Annotated in this window: 24 protein-coding genes; 19 read left to right on the top strand and 5 right to left on the bottom strand. The window is 34.5% G+C overall.

Features of this window, described 5'->3' with window-relative positions; translation table 11 throughout:
- Positions 1 to 121 precede the first annotated feature (121 nt).
- Positions 122 to 391, top strand: a complete 270-nt coding sequence (locus BCI01S_RS02060) for a DUF6123 family protein (RefSeq protein WP_047940419.1) — start codon at positions 122 to 124, stop codon at positions 389 to 391.
- A 483-nt stretch (positions 392 to 874) separates the two neighbouring features.
- Here the strand turns inward: BCI01S_RS02060 and BCI01S_RS02055 are convergent, their stop codons facing one another.
- Positions 875 to 1,264 (bottom strand): reverse transcriptase-like protein, encoded by a 390-nt coding sequence (locus BCI01S_RS02055; RefSeq protein WP_047940420.1) that lies wholly within the window; start codon positions 1,262 to 1,264, stop codon positions 875 to 877.
- Positions 1,265 to 1,752: 488 nt separating this feature from the next.
- On the opposite strand from BCI01S_RS02055, the gene BCI01S_RS02050 reads away from it, so the two are divergent.
- Both BCI01S_RS02050 and BCI01S_RS02045 read left to right on the top strand, forming a co-directional pair.
- On the top strand, positions 1,753 to 2,412 hold the full coding sequence (locus tag BCI01S_RS02050; RefSeq protein ID WP_047940421.1) for a reverse transcriptase-like protein: 660 nt from the start codon (positions 1,753 to 1,755) through the stop codon (positions 2,410 to 2,412).
- A gap of 31 nt (positions 2,413 to 2,443) precedes the next feature.
- Positions 2,444 to 2,629: a zinc-finger domain-containing protein gene (locus BCI01S_RS02045; RefSeq protein WP_047940422.1), complete on the top strand. Its 186-nt coding sequence runs from the start codon at positions 2,444 to 2,446 to the stop codon at positions 2,627 to 2,629.
- A gap of 87 nt (positions 2,630 to 2,716) precedes the next feature.
- On the opposite strand, the gene cspD is transcribed toward BCI01S_RS02045, so the two are convergent.
- Positions 2,717 to 2,917, bottom strand: a complete 201-nt coding sequence (gene cspD / locus BCI01S_RS02040) for a cold-shock protein CspD (RefSeq protein WP_009332654.1) — start codon at positions 2,915 to 2,917, stop codon at positions 2,717 to 2,719.
- A 416-nt stretch (positions 2,918 to 3,333) separates the two neighbouring features.
- On the opposite strand from cspD, the gene BCI01S_RS02035 reads away from it, so the two are divergent.
- From BCI01S_RS02035 to mntR, 5 genes are all read left to right on the top strand, one after another.
- Complete coding sequence (locus tag BCI01S_RS02035) at positions 3,334 to 3,621, top strand: hypothetical protein (RefSeq protein WP_047940423.1); 288 nt, start codon at positions 3,334 to 3,336, stop codon at positions 3,619 to 3,621.
- Between the two features lie 288 nt (positions 3,622 to 3,909).
- Complete coding sequence (locus BCI01S_RS02030) at positions 3,910 to 4,209, top strand: hypothetical protein (RefSeq protein ID WP_047940424.1); 300 nt, start codon at positions 3,910 to 3,912, stop codon at positions 4,207 to 4,209.
- Entirely contained in the window at positions 4,209 to 5,198 is a 990-nt protein-coding gene (locus tag BCI01S_RS02025) for an aromatic acid exporter family protein (protein ID WP_235844424.1), read from the top strand. Before BCI01S_RS02030 ends, BCI01S_RS02025 begins: the two co-directional genes overlap by 1 nt.
- Positions 5,199 to 5,440: 242 nt before the next feature.
- On the top strand, positions 5,441 to 7,591 hold the full coding sequence (locus BCI01S_RS02020; RefSeq protein ID WP_047940425.1) for a type IA DNA topoisomerase: 2,151 nt from the start codon (positions 5,441 to 5,443) through the stop codon (positions 7,589 to 7,591).
- A gap of 306 nt (positions 7,592 to 7,897) precedes the next feature.
- The gene (gene mntR / locus BCI01S_RS02015; RefSeq protein WP_047940426.1) at positions 7,898 to 8,323 is read left to right on the top strand and encodes a transcriptional regulator MntR; all 426 of its coding nucleotides are present in this window, start codon (positions 7,898 to 7,900) and stop codon (positions 8,321 to 8,323) included.
- An 86-nt stretch (positions 8,324 to 8,409) separates the two neighbouring features.
- On the opposite strand, the gene BCI01S_RS02010 is transcribed toward mntR, so the two are convergent.
- Positions 8,410 to 8,622 (bottom strand): DUF3892 domain-containing protein, encoded by a 213-nt coding sequence (locus tag BCI01S_RS02010; protein WP_047940427.1) that lies wholly within the window; start codon positions 8,620 to 8,622, stop codon positions 8,410 to 8,412.
- A gap of 215 nt (positions 8,623 to 8,837) precedes the next feature.
- On the opposite strand from BCI01S_RS02010, the gene BCI01S_RS02005 reads away from it, so the two are divergent.
- Positions 8,838 to 9,542, top strand: a complete 705-nt coding sequence (locus BCI01S_RS02005; protein WP_047940428.1) for an AIM24 family protein — start codon at positions 8,838 to 8,840, stop codon at positions 9,540 to 9,542.
- A gap of 83 nt (positions 9,543 to 9,625) precedes the next feature.
- Here the strand turns inward: BCI01S_RS02005 and metA are convergent, their stop codons facing one another.
- Positions 9,626 to 10,534, bottom strand: coding sequence for a homoserine O-acetyltransferase MetA (gene metA / locus BCI01S_RS02000; protein WP_047940429.1), 909 nt, complete (start codon positions 10,532 to 10,534; stop codon positions 9,626 to 9,628).
- Positions 10,535 to 10,895: 361 nt separating this feature from the next.
- Between metA and BCI01S_RS01995 the strand changes: the two genes are divergently transcribed.
- Genes BCI01S_RS01995 through BCI01S_RS01985 form a run of 3 tightly spaced genes read left to right on the top strand, consistent with a single transcriptional unit; the run spans position 10,896 to position 13,627 of the window.
- Entirely contained in the window at positions 10,896 to 12,566 is a 1,671-nt protein-coding gene (locus BCI01S_RS01995) for a formate--tetrahydrofolate ligase (protein ID WP_047940430.1), read from the top strand.
- 35 nt (positions 12,567 to 12,601) lie between these two features.
- Positions 12,602 to 13,138 carry a hypothetical protein gene (locus BCI01S_RS01990; RefSeq protein WP_047940431.1) on the top strand — a complete coding sequence of 179 codons (537 nt, stop codon included), beginning with the start codon at positions 12,602 to 12,604 and terminating at the stop codon, positions 13,136 to 13,138.
- 12 nt (positions 13,139 to 13,150) lie between these two features.
- Positions 13,151 to 13,627: a glutathione peroxidase gene (locus tag BCI01S_RS01985; RefSeq protein ID WP_061796449.1), complete on the top strand. Its 477-nt coding sequence runs from the start codon at positions 13,151 to 13,153 to the stop codon at positions 13,625 to 13,627.
- A 92-nt stretch (positions 13,628 to 13,719) separates the two neighbouring features.
- On the opposite strand, the gene BCI01S_RS01980 is transcribed toward BCI01S_RS01985, so the two are convergent.
- On the bottom strand, positions 13,720 to 14,313 hold the full coding sequence (locus tag BCI01S_RS01980) for a MerR family transcriptional regulator (RefSeq protein WP_061796447.1): 594 nt from the start codon (positions 14,311 to 14,313) through the stop codon (positions 13,720 to 13,722).
- Between the two features lie 313 nt (positions 14,314 to 14,626).
- Between BCI01S_RS01980 and BCI01S_RS01975 the strand changes: the two genes are divergently transcribed.
- From BCI01S_RS01975 to BCI01S_RS01945, 7 genes are all read left to right on the top strand, one after another.
- Positions 14,627 to 17,728, top strand: a complete 3,102-nt coding sequence (locus BCI01S_RS01975; RefSeq protein WP_061796444.1) for a GNAT family N-acetyltransferase — start codon at positions 14,627 to 14,629, stop codon at positions 17,726 to 17,728.
- Entirely contained in the window at positions 17,715 to 18,575 is an 861-nt protein-coding gene (locus tag BCI01S_RS01970) for an amidohydrolase family protein (RefSeq protein ID WP_047940435.1), read from the top strand. Before BCI01S_RS01975 ends, BCI01S_RS01970 begins: the two co-directional genes overlap by 14 nt.
- A gap of 146 nt (positions 18,576 to 18,721) precedes the next feature.
- Positions 18,722 to 19,378 (top strand): HD domain-containing protein, encoded by a 657-nt coding sequence (locus tag BCI01S_RS01965; protein WP_047940436.1) that lies wholly within the window; start codon positions 18,722 to 18,724, stop codon positions 19,376 to 19,378.
- Complete coding sequence (gene abc-f, locus BCI01S_RS01960; protein ID WP_047940437.1) at positions 19,359 to 21,245, top strand: ribosomal protection-like ABC-F family protein; 1,887 nt, start codon at positions 19,359 to 19,361, stop codon at positions 21,243 to 21,245. Before BCI01S_RS01965 ends, abc-f begins: the two co-directional genes overlap by 20 nt.
- A gap of 69 nt (positions 21,246 to 21,314) precedes the next feature.
- A complete protein-coding gene (locus BCI01S_RS01955; RefSeq protein WP_061796442.1) occupies positions 21,315 to 22,436 on the top strand; it encodes a conserved virulence factor C family protein in 1,122 nt (373 codons plus the stop codon).
- A gap of 97 nt (positions 22,437 to 22,533) precedes the next feature.
- Entirely contained in the window at positions 22,534 to 22,968 is a 435-nt protein-coding gene (locus BCI01S_RS01950) for a BrxA/BrxB family bacilliredoxin (protein ID WP_047940439.1), read from the top strand.
- A 179-nt stretch (positions 22,969 to 23,147) separates the two neighbouring features.
- Positions 23,148 to 23,924: a class I SAM-dependent methyltransferase gene (locus tag BCI01S_RS01945; RefSeq protein WP_047940440.1), complete on the top strand. Its 777-nt coding sequence runs from the start codon at positions 23,148 to 23,150 to the stop codon at positions 23,922 to 23,924.
- Positions 23,925 to 23,960: the final 36 nt, after the last annotated feature.

Genomic DNA, 23,960 nt, shown 5'->3' with positions numbered 1-23,960 from the left:
GAATAAGAAAAATAGGTGACAAACGTTTGGAAAGAGACGGAAAAATGTTGAAAAAGCTAGAAAATTGTCGTGATATAAAGTAACATATAGGTAAAAGGATAGAGGGGAATGTACGTTAAGTTTGAAAACGGTAGAGGAATTTTTGCTCTTTTTAGAAAGTAAAGGCTTTTCCTTTGGTGAAGATGTGATAGGTTTTATTTATTTTGGTAAAGCATATACAAATGCTACAGATGAACTTGTCATAACTGCAATTGAATGTACTTTAAAAATACAAAAAAAATTTGATGGAAGTTTTTTCGTTTCCTTACTCGAGATGTTTAACGACAACGAATTGAAAACAAAAAAAGAAGTAATCGGCTTTATAAAAAGAAATCACTTATTTCCCCTCTAGAAAAAGAGGGATATTATTTTCCATCCAGAAAAGAGGATATTTCGATCCAGTTATCAGATAACCCGAGCGATTATACGAGAAAGCTATTAGAAAATTCGTATAATCGCATGGGTTTTTGCTCTTTTTAAGGCATTCCAAAAGGTTGTTGCATATCGCATCCTACATCCTAAATAACCTTCGCGTTTGCAGCTGTAATCCTGCACCTGAATAGTCTAAATGCTGTTTCATTAATCATATGCGGTTACTTAACTAACTTTAGGGAAAACATAAATAACCAAATATATAATCGCAGCTCTACTTACTAGTTTTATTAACGATTGTTTTACCAAGCCTTTACTTGGTGCCAACCTCTTTTTTATCCGCTAATTATTGGGTTTTATTATATGATTAAATCACTATTTTCTAAAAAAATCCCGTTTGAAAGAAATGTATATTTTATTGCTTTTGATGGGAAGGCTTAAAACAGAAAGGATGAAAACTTCCTTATTTATTTTTTCTAATGGCAATTCTTGCTAATTCGTCTGCTGTTTTATTCTCATTACTTGGAATCCATTTAATAAAGAATAATTCTAATTGACTGATAAGCTTTAAAGCTTGCTCTAAAAGCGGAGCAAATTTTTTGTTTTTCGCAAATTCCTTTTCCACTGCACGACTTACTAGTTCCGAATCAGTACGAAAACTTACGGTAAGATAATTATTATGGATGCAGATTTCTAATGCTTTAATCAATGCATAGTATTCCGCTTCATGATTACTCATTGAACCAAGAGGAAATGAATATTTATCCGCAGAACCATGGCCTTTTATGAAGACACCGGCACCACTTGGACCAGGATTTCCAGCACTAGCACCATCTATATAAACTTCAATCATTTTGCTACCTCCAAAAAATTTGATATGATTAAGCAATGATTATGTACGATCTGTGACTATTTTACTTTCATACTAATTGTATAAATTGTATATATATCATTAAACTTATATCGACTTATTAGGTGTGAGAAGTTTCCATCAGGATAGGAAATGAAAAATAAATAAGAAATAGGATGTAAAATATTATAAATGAAAAGATTGGTTTCTAAAAGTCCGTTGTTTTTGCAATAGTTTCAGTAGATGACATACTGTGAAGTTCTAATTGATAAGCTATTTTTTACGGAGATGGGAGAAAGTGAGAGATCATACAGCTGGGGAGAAAACAAAAAGGTTCTTGAGCTCCTTAATCAATCTTTATAAAAACCGTATAGTTAGGTGAATTTTTGATATCTTTTAGCAGAATAGTTTATTTTCCCCTCCATTAACGGACAATAAGAATAGTCCGGCCCTTATTGACGTCATTCTATATGTAGAAAGGTTGTTCCGTAATGAAATACAAATTAGAATATAAATTTCAAATGAAGAAAAAGAAAGATTTTATCTACTTTACATCAGATTGGATTCAATCAAGTATGGCTCTCGAAGCAGGGGATGAGTTGGAAAAACGCAATGATGTAGCAGATATTCTTTTTTATGATGAAAAAGGCACAAGCTGGACATTAAAAGAATTACGAAAGCTAAATGAAGAATTAGAAGAAGAGCCACATGACTTTACGATTTATTTTGATGGAGGTTACCATAAAGAAACGAAAACGGCGGGGATTGGCGCCGTACTTTTCTTTCATCAAGGAAAGAAAAAATTTAGAGTTAGGGCAAATGAATTATTTCATGATATCCTCTCCAATAATGAAGCTGAATATGCTGCTCTTTTCCACGCATTAAATCTTTTAGAAGAATTGGAAGTCAAGGGTGTTACTTGTGAAGTAAAGGGGGATTCTCAAGTAGTATTGAAACAATTAGAAGGCGAGTGGCCATGCTATGAAGAAGATTTAAATAATTGGCTCGATCGGATAGAAGCGAAAATCAAAACTTTACATTTAAGTATGGTTTATACTTCAATTGGCAGAAACGACAATAAGGAAGCAGATAAACTGGCAACTCAAGCATTAGAAGGGAAACGTATCTATAGCAAAATGCAATTGCTCTAATCGGCAAGTAAGTAGAAAGGAGTGGTGAAGCTTGCAAAGAAAAGAACTGATGAAAGAAGCAGATGAATTAATGCAAGATTATTGTAAAGATTGTTTTTTATATCGCCAAAACAAAGTAGAGTATGGTAAAAGGAGAGCTCACCGCTTTTGTATTTCGCAATGTACGGTGGGAAATAAGCTAAGGGAATACGGGGAAAAACTATCCAGTTCAAAGTGATGGGGTCACTTTTTCCATAAGCAAAAAATAAAAGGGGATTTTTCAAGAAGAAAACTCCTTGAAAAATCCCCTGAATACTATTATTAATTATAGTTTAACAACATTAGCAGCTTGAGGTCCACGGTTTCCTTCAACGATTTCGAAAGAAACTTCTTGTCCTTCTTCTAATGATTTAAAACCTTCGCCTTGAATAGCAGTGAAATGTACGAATACGTCATCTCCGCCTTCAACTTCGATGAAGCCAAATCCTTTTTCGTTATTGAACCATTTTACTTTACCGTTTTGCATAATAAATTTCCTCCTAAGCCTTTCAAGACACATGAATTGTGCCTATAAAATAAATATTTTCATAGAACAAAATAATAATAGAAAAAAATTATTCTGAATTTTGTTAAATGATGTCTATAATATACACGATTACCCATATGTAGTCAAGGTTTCTAAGCGTTTTTTCGGAAAACTTAATTAAATTTTTGGAAGGGTTTTCTTATAAAGCGAATAAAAAAGAAAACGAATACATAGAAGAATTAAATATGGTGTGATTCAAAATAAATGGATGATAATATGATACTTGGATGAGAAAAAGAGGAGGGATCTGAAAGAGGTCTTTACCCAAACTACAATGTTACATAAATAATGATTTTCCACATATGATGAAATAGCAGTTTTGTTTTTTTTAGGAATTAGAATAAGAGGGTGGCTTAATGTATCGATTTTCAATTGAAAAGGAAAATTGGATTTTGCGATTTACCCCAAATATTGTTCTCGAGGAAGACAGTAAGGAAGCGTTAGTAAAAAGTATTCTTCAATTAGGGAGTGTGCTGCCTAGCTTTTCACATGGGGAGTCGTTTGTCATTTTGGTAAAAAAAATCGGGTTAATCGTATTCATTGTAGAAAAAATCCCATCTCTTATTTTAACTGTATCAAACATAATTGAAAAAGAAAATTGGTATATCCAAACAGACAGCAAAATTAAGAAGTACTTTATGTAAACTAGCTGACAGCTAGTTTTTTTATGTGACGAGAAAAATTATTTTTTTAAAACTGTGCGCGCTTTCATTGTTGTACTTGCGGAGTTCAATTCTGACAGGCTTTTAAAAGGAGTTTGTTAAGCAAAAATTTCCTGTGAAAAAAAGCAAAAATTATTCTTGAAATCATTGAATTATAGGGGGAAATGTGTTTTTATTAACATGATTACTATTATATAACTGAGTTTATTTTTATGAAATAAACCCAAAACAAGTAAAGTAAAAAATAAATAAAAGGGAAGATTTATTAAAATGATTGAAACGATTGTAAAGAGCAGTCAAAGTCCGTATTATGAAATTTCCAGAGAAGACCAGATGATCCTTAGTCCATTTGAAGGAACTGTTAGTGAGATTCTAATGAAGGAAAAAGCTTATTTCTATGAGTGGGAACCTATTTTGACTATTAGAACATTAGCAGGAGAAATAAAAGATGTCAGTGTTCCATTTAGTGGATCTGTGGTGCAACTTTTAGTAAAAGCTGGTGATAAAATTGCAATAAATACGAGGTTAGCTTCTTTACAGGATGATTTATTAGTTACTGGTTGTGATTGATGATGCGAATGCATAGAGCTTTGCGAAATCTGAAAAAATATAAAATTGGTTATCGAACTTTTAAAACAGCAGTTGCGGTAAGTATAGGAATAACTATCGCCCAGTTTTTTCACTTAGATTTCTATGTATCTTCAGCAATTATAACCATACTTTGTGTTCAAAACTCGAAGAAAAAGTCTTTGCATAGTGCATTTTCACGTTTTATCGCATGTATACTTGCCATTCCATTTTCCTATGTTTTCTTTGAGGGTATGGCATATGAACCGTATATCATTGGTTTATTATTGCTATTATTTATCCCAACCACTGTCTTACTTAAGGTAAATGAAGGGGTTGTAACAAGTACTGTTATTATCCTCCATATATATTCCACCAACCATATGACTTGGGACGTTGTTCTTAATGAATGGGGATTAATCGTAATTGGAATAGGAGCAGCATTACTTGTTAATAGCTATATGCCTAGTCTAGATAAGGAAATGAAAGTTCATCAAAAAGATATAGAGTACTATTTTAAAGCATTATTGATGGATATGGTTGTTTACTTGCGGACAAATGAAATCACAGAAGAGTATGCTTCAAAATTAAAGCGTGCATCTGATATTGTACAATGTGCAAAATCAGTCGCCTATCGTGATGTTGAAAATCATTTTACTCGAAAAGAGAATTATTATTATCATTACTTCACAATTCGAGAAAAGCAATTAGAGATCATATCAAGGCTTTTTGATCGGATTTTATCTGTAGAGACATTAGATAATCAACGAGAGCTTGTGGCAGACTTTCTGGAAGAACTTAGTTTATGTGTCCATTCAGGAAATACAGCCGTATTATTTTTGAGTAAACTGCAAAGAGTAGAAGAGCTGATTAAGCATGATAAACTGCCTGATGACTGGGATTCATTTGAAGAACAGGCGCATGTCTTTTTTGTTTTAAAAGAATTAGAACAGTATTTACAAATTAAAAAATCCCTGAAGGTGGCATATTAGTTACTATAGAAAGACGGAGGCCATGTTCTCCGTCTATTTAGTATGGAAGGAACCCCCCTTTTTGTATGGTTAAATCAGTAGCAAAAATATAGTAATCTTATAAGTTAATTGAAAATACCTCAATATCCTCTAGTTGCATTTCTACAGCTTTTCCCCTTTCTATACAATTATCTTTTTTGCGATTATAATATTATTTTGTATAAAATAACAAGGAACGTAAGTTATGAAAAAAGGTGATATAGATGAAATTAATATTGGCAGAAAAACCATCTGTATCGAAAAACATTGCAGATGCTTTAAAAATAAAAAACAGACAAGATGGTTATTTTGAAGGAAATGGCTATATTGTTACATGGGCTTTTGGCCATTTATTGCAGTTAAATGATGCAAAAGATTATGATGAAAAAATGTCTACATGGAAATTAGAAAATTTTCCATTTATCCCTCCAAAATTTCAATACAAAGTAAAGTCTGATCCGAAAGATAGAGACAAACCTGACCGTGGAGCAGAAAAACAACTGAAAATTATTCATAGATTAATAAAAAGACAAGATGTAGATTCCATTATATCTGCATGTGACTATGATCGAGAAGGGCAACTCATTGGAGATAGTATTATTTATAATTTAAAAACGGAAAAAGAAGTTTACCGCCTATTGCTGAATGAATGGACACCTAATGAAGTATTGAATGGATTAAATAATCTTCGCTCTAATAAAGAGTTACGTCCTCTTCAAGATGCTGGTGTCAGCAGACAATGGGCCGATTGGTTAATTGGTATTAATTTAACCTCTGTGGCAACTTTGAAATATCAAAAAGGCAAAGGGAAGGCATTAAATATTGGAAGAGTTTTGTTGCCAACTCTTAAAATCATTTATGATCGTGATAAAGAAATCGAAAATTTCGTTCCAGAAAATTATTATAAACTGCAGGCAACGTTTATGACAGAAAACGGAAGCAGTTATATAGGTACTTATACTGAAAAAAAAGAAGAAAAGTTTAAAGAAGAACTATATTTGAAAGAAATAGAAGAACAGATTAAAGGCAAAACAGCAATTGTAACAGATAAGAAAGTGCAAAAGAAAAAGGAATATCCGCCTTTTTTGTTTAATCTTTCTAATCTTCAAGGCTATATAACTAGCAAATATAAGGGATGGACGGCCGATAAAGTATTAAAAGTTGCGCAAAGTCTTTATGAAAAGAAGTATATCACGTACCCAAGAACAGCAAGTATTGCCCTGGAAGAAAGTCTAATTGCAAAAACACAAAAAGTGGTAAATCTCCTCGCAGCAGATTTACCATTTAAAAATGAAGTGAAATTTGTTCCATCCAAACGGATTTTTGATAATAAAAAAGTGGAAAGCCACAGTGCGATTATTCCTACTTATGTCCTCCCAAAAAAATTAAGCCAAGAGGAAGAACAAGTATATGTAGCGATAAAAAATCGGTTATTAATGCAATTTATGCCTGTTGCTGAGGTAGAAGAGACAAGAATCATCACAAGCATGAATCATGTGGAATTAAAAGGTAGCTTTGTAACAAAAGGAAAAGTTCAATTAGTAGAGGGTTGGAAAAAGATTGAGAATATACAATCGAAAGATGTTATGCTTCCGTTAGTAAACTTGCAAGAAGAGGTTTTTACACAAAAAGCAGCCACTAGCACCCATACTACACAGCCGCCAAAGGAACATACGGAAAAGACACTGCTTCGGCTGATGGAAACTTGCGGAAAAAATTTTGATGCGGATACAGAGGAAGATGTATTATCCATTTTAAGCGGATTTAGCATTGGGACGCCAGCTACTCGCGCTGAAACGATCAAAAAACTCAAAGATATCGGTTATATAGAAGCAAAAAATAAAAGCTTAGTTTGTACGGAGTTAGGAAGAAGAATGGTCGAAATTTTTCCGATTAAAGATTTGTTTAACTTAGATTTCACAGGAAGACTTGAAAAAGCACTTTATGATATTGAAAAAGGACAATTTAGTAAACAACAATTTTTGCAAATAATTAGCAGCTTCACAACAAACGCGGTTGAAACAATAAAGAAGGAAGAAGATATCATTATCCAAGAAGTTACATATGCTAAGGCCAAAACAGAAGTATTGGGAAAATGTCCCCTTTGTGGTCATGCTGTTATAGAAGGAAAAAAGGGGTTTGGCTGCAGTAACTGGAAAAATGGCTGTAAATATGTCATTTGGAAAAATGATAAATTTCTTGCGACCATGAAGAAGAAGCCGACGAAAACGATGGTTAAAGCACTACTCAAGAATGGGAAAGCACCAGTTAAAGGATTAATTAGCAAAAAAGGAAATAAATTTGATGCTATCATGAAATATGAGAAAAATCAGGATAACGAGTATTTTAGTTGGAAAATGGAATTTCCCGAATAGATTTTGCTACAAATTTGCAACAGTGCTAAAATAGAAGGGTATAGCACATTGGAATTTTACATAAGGAAACAGTCTTTTTAGAAGGTTGTGTTAGAAAGAATCTTGTTTCCTTATTTTTTTTATAGTAAAATGCTTAAGAAACACTTTTATACCATCCTAGTTTAACTAGCTTATCCTTAAAATGCTTATTCCCTCTATAAAGAGGCGAATTTTTTGTTTGAACAGGTATTTACATACATATAACGTAGACAAGCATGATGGAATAGAATAGAAAAAAGGAGTAATCCTGGTAAAGGAGGGGTTGAATTGCCGACACCTAGTATGGAAGACTACATTGAGCGCATTTACAACCTAATAGAAGATAAAGGATATGCACGAGTATCAGATATCGCCGAAGGCCTATCTGTCCATCCCTCCTCTGTAACAAAAATGGTTCAGAAATTGGATAAGGATGAATATCTTGTTTATGAAAAATATAGAGGCTTGGTTTTGACCCCAAAAGGAAAGAAAATCGGTAAACGATTAGTGTATAGACATGAGCTTTTAGAGCAATTATTACGAATTATTGGGGTTAAAGAAGAAAATATTTATAATGATGTGGAAGGAATAGAACACCATTTAAGCTGGGACTCTATTGATCGTATTGGGGATTTAGTGCAATTTTTTGAAGAAAATCCACAACATGTAGAAGAGTTAAAAATAATCCAACAAAAAAACGATTCGATCGAATAAAGGAAGGGCAATTTTCTCTAGGTGTGTGCTTTAATAAAGCAGAATAAACGCCTACAGAGAATTGCCCTTGATTTTTTAAGAAACTGTTAAAAAATAGGTGGATAATTGTCAAAGTTATCTATTATCGAGTAGGATAAATCTTCTTGCTCTCTTTCATTTTCCACAACATCTACTCCATCAATTACCCCAGTTTCGATATCAAGCAAAGCTTTTCGATAGGAAATTACTCTACCATTAGATGTTTTAAAACTAATAATGTCTCCCATATAATTTCGCTCTACTGCAACAATTTTTTCCATAATTAGCCCCTTTCCTTCGTAATCACATATGATTTTTTTCTTACCAATTAATGTATATAAAATAGTATATACAAACACGTTTAAAATTATCATGAATTGCCGGCTGCAGTGATAGATTATAGAAGAAAATATATTTAACCTTACCCTATATTTTTATTTTCATGCAACTAGCTAAATGATATCCTTAAATTAACAATTTTAGAAGAGGTGAGAAAATGGGGAGATATGACTTAGAGGAATTTTTAGTTAAGACAGAGCAGCAAGATAAAAATGAAGGAGTTTTCGAACTAGAAACTGAAAGAATGCTTGAAATTAATTTAACAAATAAAATTTGGGCGAAAGCAGGAAGTATGGTTTCTTATCGAGGAAACATTCGTTTTACCCGCGAAGGTATTTTGGAACATGGAATAGGTAAAATGTTTAAAAAAGCGTTAACTGGTGAAGGTGCTTCCTTAATGAAAGCAGAAGGAACGGGGAAACTTTACTTAGCTGACCAAGGAAAGAAAATATCCATTCTCCGTTTAAATGGTGATTCTATCTTTGTAAATGGAAATGATTTACTGGCATTTGAGCCGTCTATCAAATGGGATATTAAGTTAATGAAAAGAATTGCCGGGATGCTATCTGGCGGCTTATTTAATATCAACCTGTCAGGAAGTGGCATCGTCGCCATTACGTCACATTACGAACCATTAACGTTAAGAGTTACTCCAAATAACCCGGTATTCACAGATCCTAATGCGACAGTTGCTTGGTCGGGAAGTCTACAACCAGAATTTGTAACAGACATAACTCTTAAATCGTTTTTTGGGAGAGGCAGCGGAGAATCTATTCAAATGAAATTTTCCGGAGAGGGCTTTGTGGTTATTCAGCCATATGAAGAAGTTTATTTTTCGAATAATGGAGGAAATAACAGCTAAATAGTCTATCATTAAAAAACCCAAACGATAATCTTCGTTTGGGTTTGAATCTTATGTGCCAGTCTTTTTTACTTGGTGCATTTTTATTTCCACTCATAAGGTGTTTCTTGATAGACATAATAATTCAGCCAGTTGGAAAATAGTAAATGAGCATGGGATCGCCAGCTATTTAATGGCTTTTTACTCGGATTATTCTCGGGAAAATATCCAAGAGGCAGATGAATGTTTAAACCTTTTTCTTTATCTCGTTTGTATTCTTCAGCAAGTGTGCTAGCATCATACTCTAAGTGACCAGTAACCATGATTTGTTTGCCTTTATTTCCACTAATAATAAAGGCGCCAGCTTCATCAGAGGCAGACAGCAGCTCAAGGTTTGGGTGTGCATTGATTTCTTCACTTGATACATTAGTATATCTTGAATGTGGAGCTAAATAGCTGTCATCAAAACCACGCATTAATTTATCTGACGGATTTAATACATGGTGGGAATAAATTCCATAACACTTTTGATCCAGTTCATACTTATTAATCCCAAAATGGTGAAATAAAGCTGCTTGTGCACCCCAGCAAATATGTAAAGTAGATGTCACATTTGTTTTCGACCATTCCATTATTTGGGTTAACTCATCCCAATAATCTACTTCTTCAAAACTCATTAATTCAACAGGGGCTCCTGTAATAATCATTCCATCGTATTTATTTGTTTTTATTGCTGCAAAATCGCGATAAAATTGTTCTAAATGATAGGAACTTGTATTCTTTGATTCATACGATGCTGTTCTTAAAAAGGAGATATTGACCTGCAAAGGAGTGTTACCAAGCAATCGCAATATTTGTACCTCCGTTTTTTCTTTTTGAGGCATTAAGTTTAATATTAATATGTTTAATGGTCGAATATCCTGGGTTCTTGCACGCCCTTCTTCCATTACAAATATATTTTCATCTTCCAGTATTTCTCGTGCTGGCAAAAGTTGAGGAATTCTAATAGGCATAAAGGTATGTCTCCTCCTAAAGTTATAATCGTCTTTTCAGTAATGTCAGTGGTGCTTACTGCATTTTTTTCATAACAATCGGTTTTAAACGATAAATTAGTTATTACTTTCTCCCATCAATATCATAGCTTATTATAAGTTTGATTTGAATATGTCGCAATCATAATGTTTTGAATTTTTGAAAGATATTATATAATCTTTTGGAAGGAAGAAATGTTAAAAAGGATTAGTGGATACATAATAAGTATGTTTGTAAGATAATGATTTTGTCGAAACGTGTATGTATCACGTCTCATTTAATGTACAATGTTAAAAGGAAGACCGAAATTAGCAGAGGATAATCATGGAGGTATAGACGTAAATGAAATCTGACATCGAAATTGCTCAACAAGCAGTTATGAAACCAATAATACATATTGCTGAGAGGCTTGGTTTATCAGAAGATGATCTTGAATTATATGGAAAATATAAAGCGAAAATCACAGCATCTACCTTAAATAAGTTGAAAAAGAATAAATCAGGTAAACTTATCCTTGTGACGGCTATTAATCCAACTCCTGCTGGCGAAGGCAAATCAACTGTTACAGTTGGATTAGGGGATGCGTTGAATAAATTACAGAGAAAAACCGTCATAGCAATGAGAGAACCATCTTTAGGTCCAACAATGGGCATAAAAGGAGGGGCTGCAGGGGGCGGTAAAGCACAGGTATTACCTATGGAGGATATTAATCTGCATTTTACTGGAGATCTTCATGCCATTACAACAGCAAATAATGCGCTGGCAGCTTTAGTAGATAATCATATACATCAAGGGAATGAATGTCGTATTGATCAGCGCCGTATAGTCTGGAAAAGAGCAGTTGATCTAAACGATCGTGCGCTGCGAAAAGTAGTGATTGGTTTAGGTGGTCCATTACAAGGAGTTCCGAGAGAGGATGGCTTTGACATTACGGTTGCTTCTGAAATTATGGCTGTATTATGTCTGGCTGCAGATATTAAGGATTTAAAAGTTCGATTAGCTCGAATGGTCGTTGCGTATAATGTAGACAGAGAACCTGTAACCGTGGGAGATTTGAAAGTAGAAGGTGCGCTTACATTACTACTAAAAGACGCAATTAAACCAAACTTGGTTCAAACAATCGAGCATTCTCCAGCGATTATTCATGGCGGTCCGTTTGCCAATATTGCCCATGGCTGCAATAGTGTCATAGCAACTGCTGCTGCTGCCAAATTAGGAGATTATGTTGTCACAGAAGCTGGATTTGGTGCGGATTTAGGAGCAGAGAAATTTTTAAATATTAAGGCTAGAAATAAAGAGATAGATCCGGAAATCGTCGTGATAGTTGCGACAATTCGTGCGTTAAAAATGCATGGAGGAGTAGCAAAGAAGGAGCTTGGGGTTGAAAATATAGAAGCGCTGCGAGCAGGTTTCGCTAATTTACAAAAGCATGTGGACAGTATTAAAGAATTCGGTTTACCTTTTGTTGTAGCTATTAATAAATTCGTAACAGATACTGAATTAGAAATTAGCGTGTTAAAAGAGCTTTGTGAACAAGCACAGATTCCCGTTGCTTTAACAGAGGTTTGGGAAAAAGGTGGAAATGGCGGTATAGAGCTTGCTCAAAAGGTTTTAGCGATTCTCGAAAAGAAGGAACAAAGATTTCAACATTTATATTCGCTTAATACTACGATAGAAGAGAAAGTGCATGCGATTGCAACAAAAATTTATGGTGCGAATAGGGTAGAATATTCTTCTAAAGCAAAGAAACAGATTGCCGACTTTGAAAAATATGGTTGGGGACATCTTCCTATTTGTATGGCGAAGACACAATATTCTTTATCGGATGATCCATCATTAATTGGCAGACCAGAAGGATTTTCGATTACAATTCGTGAATTCAAGCCATCTATTGGGGCAGGCTTCCTTGTAGCACTCACTGGTGAAGTCATGACAATGCCAGGTTTACCGAAAACTCCTGCTGCTTTAAACATGGACGTTGATGAAGACGGTAAAGCAGTTGGATTGTTTTAAAATACGGTTGTATTTAGGAAAAAGGAGAACAAAGGATGTTTGATCCCACTGCGTTTGAAAATATGAGAACAGTAATGGAAGGCTTAATATATGATAAAGATTTAGATGGCGATATTATTGTCTTAGATCGAAATGATGTATTTAATAGTAGTAAGCTATCAAGAAATTATACCATTACTTTTCGATTGAAAAATCAACAAAATGCTAAGCTAATGTTTGAATTATCCGCTGATTTACAAAATTTATCGGCGGAACTATTAGAAAGTGTAAAAAAAGAAAAATGGATTGGTGCTACCGTTTATATTCATCTTTTTTTACGCCATAAGCAAGACAAAACTCTTTATCCACTATTACAGCAATTAGTGGAAGATATATGGGGAAAAGACTTGAAGATTAGGCAAGAAATCAGCTATCAGCCACTTGAGGCGGAGCAAACGATACTGAATCATATTACGATTGATTTTAATCGTTTAATCACAGAAGAACAGATAGATGATATGATTACGATGATGGAATTTATGGAAAAAACTTTAGCTGCCCTTCAATCGATTGATTCATTATTAACTGTATAAGGAGATTGTAAAATGAGCATTTACGATTTTAAAGTAAAAACGATGGATGGAAAAATGCAGGCATTAAGCGATTTTAAAGGGAATATCATATTAATTGTGAATACTGCAAGTAAATGTGGTTTTACTCCTCAATTTAAAGAGCTGCAAGAATTGTATCAAAAGTTTAAAGAGGAGGGGTTTGTTGTTCTAGGTTTTCCAAGTAATCAATTTATGAGTCAAGATCCGGGAACGAATGAAGAAATAAAATCATTCTGTGAAATGAATTACGGTGTGACTTTTCCGATGTTTGCTAAAATTGATGTGAATGGAAAAGAGGCAGATCCTCTTTATCAATATTTAACAAAAGAAGCACCAGGTACATTAGGTGTGAAAGCAATCAAGTGGAATTTTACGAAGTTTCTTATTGATCGAAATGGAAATGTCGTGGACCGCTATGCACCAAGTACAAGTCCTAGTGAGATAAAAGCGGATATTGAAAAGCTCATCTGATAACAGAAAAAAATAGGGATCTTCTGCTTTTAGTGAATGAACACCCTTTCACTAAAGGGCTGAAGATCCTTATTTTTTATGATAAGGAACGATTAACGATAAGAAAAGAGGCGGATAAATCCACTTTTTTTCTCCTTTGTTTCCCGCTCATTGAGATCGGCCAGCTTCTTTTTTCTAGATTTAGCATAGTATTGTTCCTCTTTTTCTTTTAGAACAATTGGATTTTCTAATAAAGTTATTTTTCTTTCTTGACTGGCAATATGTTCTTGTTGAAATTCGATATGCTCTTGCTGCTTTTTTAGTTGCTGTACTAATACTTGATTGAAATTTTTTTGAAGTTCTAATTCTTCTTTGATTGTTTGTAAATCTTGAAGAATTTTTTCCGTAGCTTCAGCGGCAATGGGGATAGAGGGTAAAGGGCTTGTCAGCTCATCTTCAATTTGTCTTAAAGACATTTGTTTTTCATTACGCATTTGTTTAACTTTTACTAAAATGTCTAAGCTTTTTTGATCGAAATATCGGTAGCCATTTTCGCCAATAATAACTGGTATGAGTGTTTTCAATTCTCTTAACCAATTTCGAACAACTCCAGGACCTTCATTAATATATTCTGCAGCTTCCTTCACACTTAATAATTTGCTGTTTTCTTCCTTAATCGTAAGTTCTTTTGATTGTACGCTTAACATTCTACACACCCCTCATTATAAAATAATCGAAACAGACCAATGGCAAGAAGGACGTTTAAAACCCTTGTCTTTATAATTTTCGCGAAAAGAAAAAAAAATCCTTTGACGAGCTTTGTCTAGTTTTGTTGGATATACATAATTATTAGAAAAATTATTATTATGGTATCTTTACAAAAATTCTCAATAATAATACGATAGAATAGGAATATTGGAAAAACATTCCTACAATAAAGAAAGGAGGAGTTAGGATGAATACAAATAAAGAAGTAACAATGCAAACAAAAATGGAAAATAAGAGGAAAGAGGGTTCTTAGTGGAAAAGATAATCAAGGGTTCAGAGGCAATTAAAATAGTAAGCTACCATGATGGTCTTGCTGGTAAAGTGGCCGACATGTGGACAAAAAGTAAAGATTCTTGGGGAGGAACAGGAAAAACAGAAGAACAAGTACGCGATCAACAGCAAAGCTCAGATAATATTGATACATTCTTAGCTGTTATAGGAGAAGAAGTAGTAGGGTACTGTGGTTTTTCTGTTTATAAAGAAGATGCAGGGGCCTTGTATGTTCCTTTATTAAATGTTCGTCCAGATTATCATGGCAAGAAAATTGGTAAGCTGCTTTTACTGCATGCCCTCAATGCAGCGACAGAATTAAAATGGCCAAGACTTGATTTATATACTTGGGCAGGTAATCTTAAGGCAGTTCCATTATATAAACGCTGCGGTTTTTTTTGGGAGGATAATGACCAATATACTCATCTTATGAATTTTATCCCAACTGTCCGAAATGATGAAGTAATGAATCATTATTTAAAGAACATGGATTGGTATGCAGATTTAAAAAGAAATCTTGAAATAAAGCCAGATGGGATGATTAAAAGAGGTTTTACACATTATGAATATATTTGGCAAAAAGAAACAGAGACTGTTGTTGTAAAATTTGAAAAAACAAGTAGAGGAATCTGCTCTTTGGAAACAAAGGATTTTCAGATTGAATTAACAATGGACAATCATAAATGTATAGAAGAAATAGAGCATAAGGTCTATTTAAAGATGAAAAATAAAACAGCAAACCCGCTTTCCTTAGAAGCATTGGCAGATAATCAGGGCAGAATTCAATGCAGTTTTCAAAGTTCTCAAGAGATAAAGGGTAATCAAGAAATAGCGATTTCTTCTCCCTTTACGATTAAAAAAGGAGAAGAACCTGTAGATGGAAAGACCTTTCCAGCATTAAAGGTTACAGTTAGAATTAATGGATTAGAAACAAGCTTACAACTGGGGGTTTTCCCGCAAGCGCCTATTTCTATAGAGGGAAAGGAAATAGAGGCCATTTTAGCGAATGGAATGAAGACTTACTTAGATTTAGAGATTAGTAATAATTTAGAAAAAGATATTAATGGATATTTCACCATTCCCAAAAATGGCCACTTATATTTTGAAGGGGATAAGTATTCATTCGCACTGGCTAAAAAAGCGAAGAAGTGGATTCGAATTCCGGTTCAAGTGAAGAGCTGCGGCAGTTTTAAAGAAAAAATCATAGGAGAAATTGTGGAGAATGAGCAGGGGATTTTAACATTTGAAAAGGAAATTGCGCTTGCCTTAAAAGGGATTGGCGAACAGTTTGTAGTAGAACAAGAAAAGAGTTGGCAGGTTTATAATGGTCCACATCAACTTACCGTAAGCAAAATAGATCTTACGACAGAAATTGCTCATACAGACTTTGCTCTGTTTGCACCGTCTATTGGAAAGCCTTATTCCAATGAGCTGTCTAAACAAAAGCCATATAAAGTTCGTACAGAAAAGACTGGAAACAGTATTAAACTAGAGCTATTCTTTAAGTCTAATGCTTTTCCGTATCTGGATATTATGTTAACAAATCAGCTCTTTGCAGAAGGGTTGATTAAACGTTGGATAACAATTACTAATAATAGTTTGGAAGAAAAAGAAATCAGTGTACAGGAAACATTTTTTGACATATGGCAGAATCTCTATTTCCCTTTAAATGGGGAAGTTGTTTCCTTTAATGAATGGAACCTAGTACAACCTTTTGAATTAAATTCAAAGGATATAACGGGGAATTGGTATTTTACTTCTCCAAACTCTACCCCATTCGGTGTTGCATGGGCTAAAGAGGCCCGCATCAAAATGGATAATTGGAAGGTGCATGTAGAGGCGACAAGCATACTCGGAAAAAATGAATCCGTTGCTTTTTCGCCCATCAGTGTAAATATCGGTGCCTATCGTAATTGGCAGCAATGGGAGTTAGCAGCAGAAGGGTTACAGAGAGAGCACGCAAGTACTGTTACCCCAGGATTTAAGGTTGAATTTAATGAGGCAAATCTCATTATAGATAGAGATAATGACTTAAAAGTACGAATAAAGAATTATAGTAATCAAGCAATACAAGGTGAAATGACCATAACAATGAATGAAAGACAGGGAGATTCACAGAGAATTGATACGGGGGCATCAGAAATCTACCAAATTCAGCCTCAAAGGGATCTTCAATTAGGGCTAAACACAGTGAAAACAACCATTTCTTTGCCGGCAAAAATAATAGATAACGATGATTTATTTTTTGTGCCAAGCAGAAAGAACATGACAACAGAAGTAAAAATAGAAGAAGGAGTTACCGTATACCATGTTTCGAATGGAATAGTATCTTTTAAAGCTTCTCCTGCTTACTATCCAGGCGTCTATTCTTTAGTAGTAAATGGGAAGGAATGGTTGGAGCATGCTTTTCCTAAGCCTATCGCAAAAAGTTGGTGGAATCCGTGGTGTGGAGGTATAAAAAACGGTCCGCCAGATTTAAATGTATTTTCTCTCTTAAAGGAAGAGACAGCTTGTGCATTTACTAGTCTAAAAGATATCCATCATAACGAATGGACTGGTGTGAAGCTGGTAACAACGATAAGGCATCATGAGAAATGGAAGGGGTTAAAGTATGAACAATATTTCCTTACAATGCCAGGGATTCCTTTGCTCATTACATTTATAGAAATAATCGATGATGCAGGCAGACGTATGGCAGAAGAAGAATGGCATACAAACCTATTTATCACTTGCAATGAGGAGGAAAAAGCTGTTCTCCATATTCAGGATAACAAGGTGAGTACGAAACAATATATGGTTGCTTCAGAAGAGCAAGAAGTTAATATAAAGGGTCATTCCTATTTATCGCTAGAGCAAGAAAAGTGTTATTATATTGCAAGTGATAAATCAAAAGGTATAGATTTTTATAGTAATAAAGATGTGATACAGTTGATTTCCTATGCTAAGTGCAGAAGAACAGAGAACCGCTTATTTACAGAACCAACCTATCTTCTGTTTACCGAGGGGGAATTACAGTCTTCTTTAGTTAATAAGGTAAGGCAAATAGCATTTTCAGAAAGGGAATACGTAGATGAAAATAATTGATGCCCATATACACTACTCAAATATTGGATCGTTTAAAGAGACAGCTCGAGATCTTTCCTTTGTAGATTATAGTTATAATGGCTTGAAAGAAGAGATGAGGAAGGCTGATATTGTCCTTGCGATTGGGATGGGGGTTACAGAAACGCCGGAGATGGGCTTTCCTGATTATAAGGCCCAGACTCCAATGGGATTAGATTTGGACTTATTGGTTCCAGACAATGTCGTCTGCTGTGCTGGGATAAATCCATATGATATGGATTTATCGGCACAAGAACGATTAGAGCAGGAGATTCAAAAGCCACATGTTGTGGGAATAAAAATTTATTTAGGCTACTACCCTTTTTATGCCTATGATGAAGTATATGAACCTGTTTATCGACTAGCAGAAAAGTATCAATTACCAGTTGTGTTCCATACTGGAGATACATACTCTGAAAGAGGATACTTAAAATATAGTCATCCTCTAGCAATTGATGAAGTGGCTGTGAAACATCGTAATGTGAATTTTATGATGGCACATTTCGGTGATCCTTGGACATTGACTGGTGCGGAAATTATTTATAAAAATTCGAATGTATATGCCGATTTATCTGGTTTAATCGTTGGAACAAAAAAAGAACTGGAAGAAGCACATGAAGGGATTTTTCTCGATCATTTACGCCATGCATTAGTTTTTGCCCAATCATATGATAAATTGCTTTTTGGGACAGATTGGCCGCTAGCCCCATTTGAACCATATATAGAGTTTATAAAAAAGCTCATTCCAGAAACTTACCATGAAGACGTATTTTATCGAACAGCATTGAAGGTATTTCCAAAAATAAAGCCCTTTTTAAGTAAGAAATAGGAAATGAATAATGAAACGAAAGCCGGTGTAGAATAGTTTTATTTTCTACTCCGGCTTTCATATTTATATTGATTGTTCTTTCATATTCGAAAAACTACTTTTCATGATACAATATGGACATAATAGATTGCTGGATGTGAGAATAAATGAAGCTTATTACGAAAGTTGAAAATATAATAAAGCAAGAGATGGAGAATGATGCTAGTGGTCACGATTGGTATCATGTAGATAGAGTACGTAAAATAGCCTTATTACTTTCAGAAAAAGAAGGAATTGGGTATTCTCATACTATTGAACTATCTGCGTTATTGCATGACATTTCAGATGAAAAATTAAATAAATCAAAAAGCGAAGGGCAACGGAGATTAGCAAATATACTAATGCAGATTCCAATTGCGAATCAAGAGAAGGAACAGATTAAAGCTATCATCGAAACAGTTGGCTTTAAAGGAGGAAATGGGATAACTCCCAATGGCCTGGAGGCAAAAATAGTCCAAGATGCTGATCGATTAGATGCGATTGGAGCACTTGGCATCGCTCGTACTTTTGCTTATGGAGGAAGTATAGGAAGTCCTATCTATGATCCACATATAGCAGTAAGGGAAAAGATGACAGAAGAAGAATATCGAAAAAACAACTCATCTTCTATTCACCATTTCTATGAAAAACTATTGAAAATTAAAGACCATTTACATACAGACAGTGCTAAAAAAATGGCCGTGGAAAGGCATCAATTTATGGAAAGCTTTCTAAAAGAATTTTATAAAGAATGGAATGTACAAAATGAAGAGTATTTCAATTGAAAATGTAACAAAGACATATGGAGAGAAAAAGTTATTTGAAAACATCTCTTTTTCAATAAGTGAAAAAGAACGGGTAGGTTTAATTGGCATCAATGGAACTGGGAAATCATCCTTATTAAAAATTGTTGCAGGAATAGATATTCCAGACGAAGGAGATATCATAGCACCCAAGGATTTTCGTATAGCCTATTCTGCCCAAAGTCCAGAATTAAATCCAGATCTTACCGTATTAAACCAAGTATATGCTGGTGATGCACCGGTTTTAGCATTAGTTAAAGATTATGAAGCAATGATAATGGAAATCAACCATGATCCTGAGAACAATAAGCTTCATGAAAAATTATTTGATTTACAAAAAAGAATGGATGCTTTAAATGGCTGGGAAGTTCATACAAATGCAAAGACGGTATTAATGAAGTTAGGTATTACTAATTTTAATAAGAAGATTGGCGAATTGTCAGGCGGGCAAAAAAAACGGGTTGCTTTAGCACAAGTTCTGATTCAAGAACCAGATTTGCTTATTTTAGATGAACCGACAAATCATCTTGATTTTGAGGCAGTTAAATGGCTGGAAGATTATTTAAGCAGGTACACAGGAGCACTATTATTAGTAACGCATGACCGCTATTTCTTAGATCGTGTCACAAACAGAATGTTTGAATTAGATGGGGGCAATTTGTATAGCTATAAAGGCAATTACGGTGACTTTTTACAGGCCAAAGCTATCAGGGAAGAAAATGAAGCAGCTACTCTTGATAAGCAAAAGAATTTATTTAGAAGAGAATTAGAATGGATTAGAAGAGGGGCAAAAGCGCGTTCTACTAAACAAAAAGCCAGAATTCAGCGTTTTGACGCATTAGATGATAAATTAGCTAATGTTAAAGCTAAAGATAAATTAGATATCTCCTTGAAAGGTAGTCGATTAGGTAAGCAAGTCTTTGAATTGCTGGGGGCAAACAAACGTTTCCATGATAAAATAATCTTAAATAATTATAATTTGCTTGTAAAACCAGGGGATAGAATTGGAATAATTGGTAAAAACGGGACTGGTAAATCAACTTTCTTAAATATTTTAGCAGGCAAGGCACCCCTTGATTCTGGCGAAAGAATCATTGGTCAAACAGTAAAAGTGGCTTACTATACGCAAGAAAATGAAGATATGGATACATCTAAAAGAATGATTGAATTTCTAAAAGAAACGGCTGAAGTTATAGAAGCCTCCGATGGAAAAGTCATTACAGCTGCCCAAATGCTGGAAAGATTCTTATTTCCTCTTCATACCCATGGAACGATTATTGGGAAGCTATCTGGTGGGGAAAGAAGAAGACTTTATTTGTTGAAAATACTAATGGGAGAACCAAATGTACTCTTATTAGATGAGCCGACAAATGATTTAGATACACAAACATTAATGGTTCTGGAAGATTATTTAGAAGATTTTAATGGTGTGGTTATTACCGTATCCCATGATCGCTATTTTCTCGATAAGGTTGCTGAACAACTGTTGATTTTAAAAGGAAATGGTGTTATCGACACCTATTATGGCAATTACAGTGAATATTTAGAGGTGGAGAGAAAAGAAGATCAACAAATAAAAGATAAAACAGAAATACCACTTGCTAAAAAGGAAGTAAAAGAGAAAAAAGTAAGACTAAGCTATAATGAACAAAGGGAATGGGCAACCATTGATGAGAATATCGAAAAAGTCGAAGAAAGATTAGCTAAAATAGAAACAGAATTAGCCGAGACTGGCAGTGACTTCGAAAAAGCAGCTGAGTTAATGAAAGAGCAAGAACAATTAAATAACCAATTAGAACACCTAATTGAACGCTGGAGCTATTTATCTGAAATCGCTGATAATTCGTAGAAAAGCTGTTTATTTTCGATATAGCATTAAGCGTGATAAGATAAATGTTGAAAAAGAGGGGGATGGAAAATGAGAATTATTTCTATAGAGCCAACACCAAGTCCTAATACGATGAAAATTAATTTAGACCAAGAGCTGCCAATGGGAAAAAGTAATAATTATAAGGTTGATAATTCAGCGGAAGCACCTGAATTAATTCAAAATATCCTTTCCATTGAAGGGATTAAAGGGGTTTACCATGTAGCTGATTTTCTAGCGGTTGAAAGAAATGCCCGCTATGATTGGAAAGAATTACTTTCAAAAGTGCGGAATGTCTTTGGGGAGGACGAGGCTACAGAGGAGTCAAAAGAGATAAATGAACATTATGGAGAGATAAATGTTCAAGTTCAAATGTATAAAGGGATTCCCATGCAAATTAAATTATCGGATGGCACTGAAGAAAGAAGGTTCGGTTTACCTGATTCCTTTATTCAAGCAGTATCAGAAGTTCGTACACCTGAAGATAATGTAGTAATGACTCGTAAATGGAAAGATTTCGGCGTGCGCTACGGTGACTTTGAGGAAATTGGGCATGTAATGGTGGAAGAACTTGTTGCAGCATATCCACAAGAGCGAATTAATGCGATTATTGAGCATGCAAAAAATCCGCAAACTGAAGCAAATGAAAAACCGGTACGAGTGCGAACAAGGCTGTCATTTGCAGATTTAGAGAATCCAGATTGGAAAGTTAGATATCAAAAGCTGGAACAAAGCGAAGATCCTACAGTAGATGATATTCCTGTACTAACGAAAGCATTAGATGATGAAAAACCATCTATCCGCAGACTTGCGACTGTCTATCTTGGAATGATTGAAGATACAGCTGTTCTTCCTTCCTTATATAAAGCATTAAAGGATAAAACGGTAACAGTGCGGCGTACTGCAGGAGATTGCTTATCCGACTTAGGGTTTCCAGAAGCAATGGAAGAAATGATCCATGCATTAGATGATAAAAGCAAGATTGTTCGATGGAGAGCCGCTATGTTCTTGTATGAAGTTGGAGATGAGAGAGCATTGGCTGCACTTAAGGCTCATGAGGATGATCCAGAATTTGAAGTGAGCTTACAAATAAAACTAGCAATTGAGCGAATTGAACTAGGAGAAGAAGCAAAAGGTTCTGTTTGGAAACAAATGACCGAAGCGCGAAAATAAGCTGTAACTATATTTTCCTAATGCTAAAGATTGTACGAAAAACATTTCTAATGTATATTTAGGAATAGAATATACGTATATTATGGAGGGATTACTTATGTCAATGGCATATGATGAGTATATGAAACAAGTGGTAAAACCGATGAGAGCAGAATTAACCCAAGCAGGCTTTGAAGAATTGCTGACAGAAGACGCTGTGGAACAATTTATTGAAACAAACAAAGGTACTTCTTTAGTAGTGGTTAATTCTGTTTGTGGTTGTGCTGCAGGTTTAGCAAGACCAGCAGCAACGCAGGCAGTGCTTGCATCTGAAAAAAAGCCAGATCAACTAGTAACAGTATTTGCTGGCCAAGATAAAGAGGCAACAGCAAAAATGCGCGAATTTTTCGGGGATATTGAGCCTTCTTCTCCGTCCATGGCATTAATCAAAGATAATAAAGTTGTTCATTTTATTCATCGCTACGATATTGAAGGAAATTCAATGGAAGCAATTATGGAAAATCTTGTATCAGCTTTTGAACAATATTGCTAAAAACTTGGTTCATGAGAATAAAGGGTTACCTTTTTTCTCATGGACTTTCTTTTTTAGGTTTTTTGTATAGGGTTTATATTCGTCGATAGATAATTTAAATTTATCTATTTTATAATGATGACCTAATCTTAACATGATTCGTATTGAATATAGTATTACATAGAAGTAGGAGAAAAAATATGATTGTAACAACTGCCGGTAGGACAAATAAGGACATGCAAATTCTCGCAGATAGAATTGCCAAAGACTTCAACTGCAGATATGTCAGGAGAGAAAAAGTATCTATTCAGCACTTAAAAGAGCAATATCAATCAGATATTCTGATAATTGGGAAAAATAGATTTGAGTTCTGTTCGTTAAATGGAGAGGAGCCTTTCTTTTTTCACCCAAATTCAGCAGTCTTTCGAATAAAAAGGCTGATGAATAAGGAAAATGATCCTTTTATTGACGCAACCAATTTAACAAAGGGAAAGAGTTTCTTAGATTGTACTTTAGGACTTGCTTCAGATAGTATTGTTGCAAGTTATGTCGTGGGCAGTAGCGGAAAAGTGGAAGGATTAGAAGCGAATCAAGTGATTGCTTTTCTTGTAAAAGTAGGTTTGAAAGAATGGGAGACGAGTAATGCCGCTGTTGATGAGGCAATGCGAAGGGTTACAGTCAAGCATATTAACGCATTAGAGGCACTTGCTCGAAAAGAAGACAATAGTATAGATTGCGTATATTTTGATCCTATGTTTGAGGAAACTATTTCATCAGCTGGAATCAACCCGTTAAAACAACTAGCACTTTATGAAGAAGTGTCGGTAGAATTAATCAATCAAGCAAAGCGAGTGGCGAAAGAAAGAGTCGTATGGAAAGATCATTTTAGGAGCAGCAGATTTAACCAATTTCAATTTGAACAGGTGAAGCGTAAAACAGCTAAATTCCATTATGGAATCTGGTTAAAAAAAGAATAATAAAAAAATAACCTCTATGATAAGGATAATAGTAGA

The sequence above is a fragment of the Niallia circulans NBRC 13626 genome (assembly GCF_001591585.1).
GTDB lineage: Bacteria > Bacillota > Bacilli > Bacillales > Cytobacillaceae > Niallia > Niallia circulans.
Note: the sequence above shows the minus strand (reverse complement) of the source record. Positions and strands in the feature narration are given on the sequence as shown.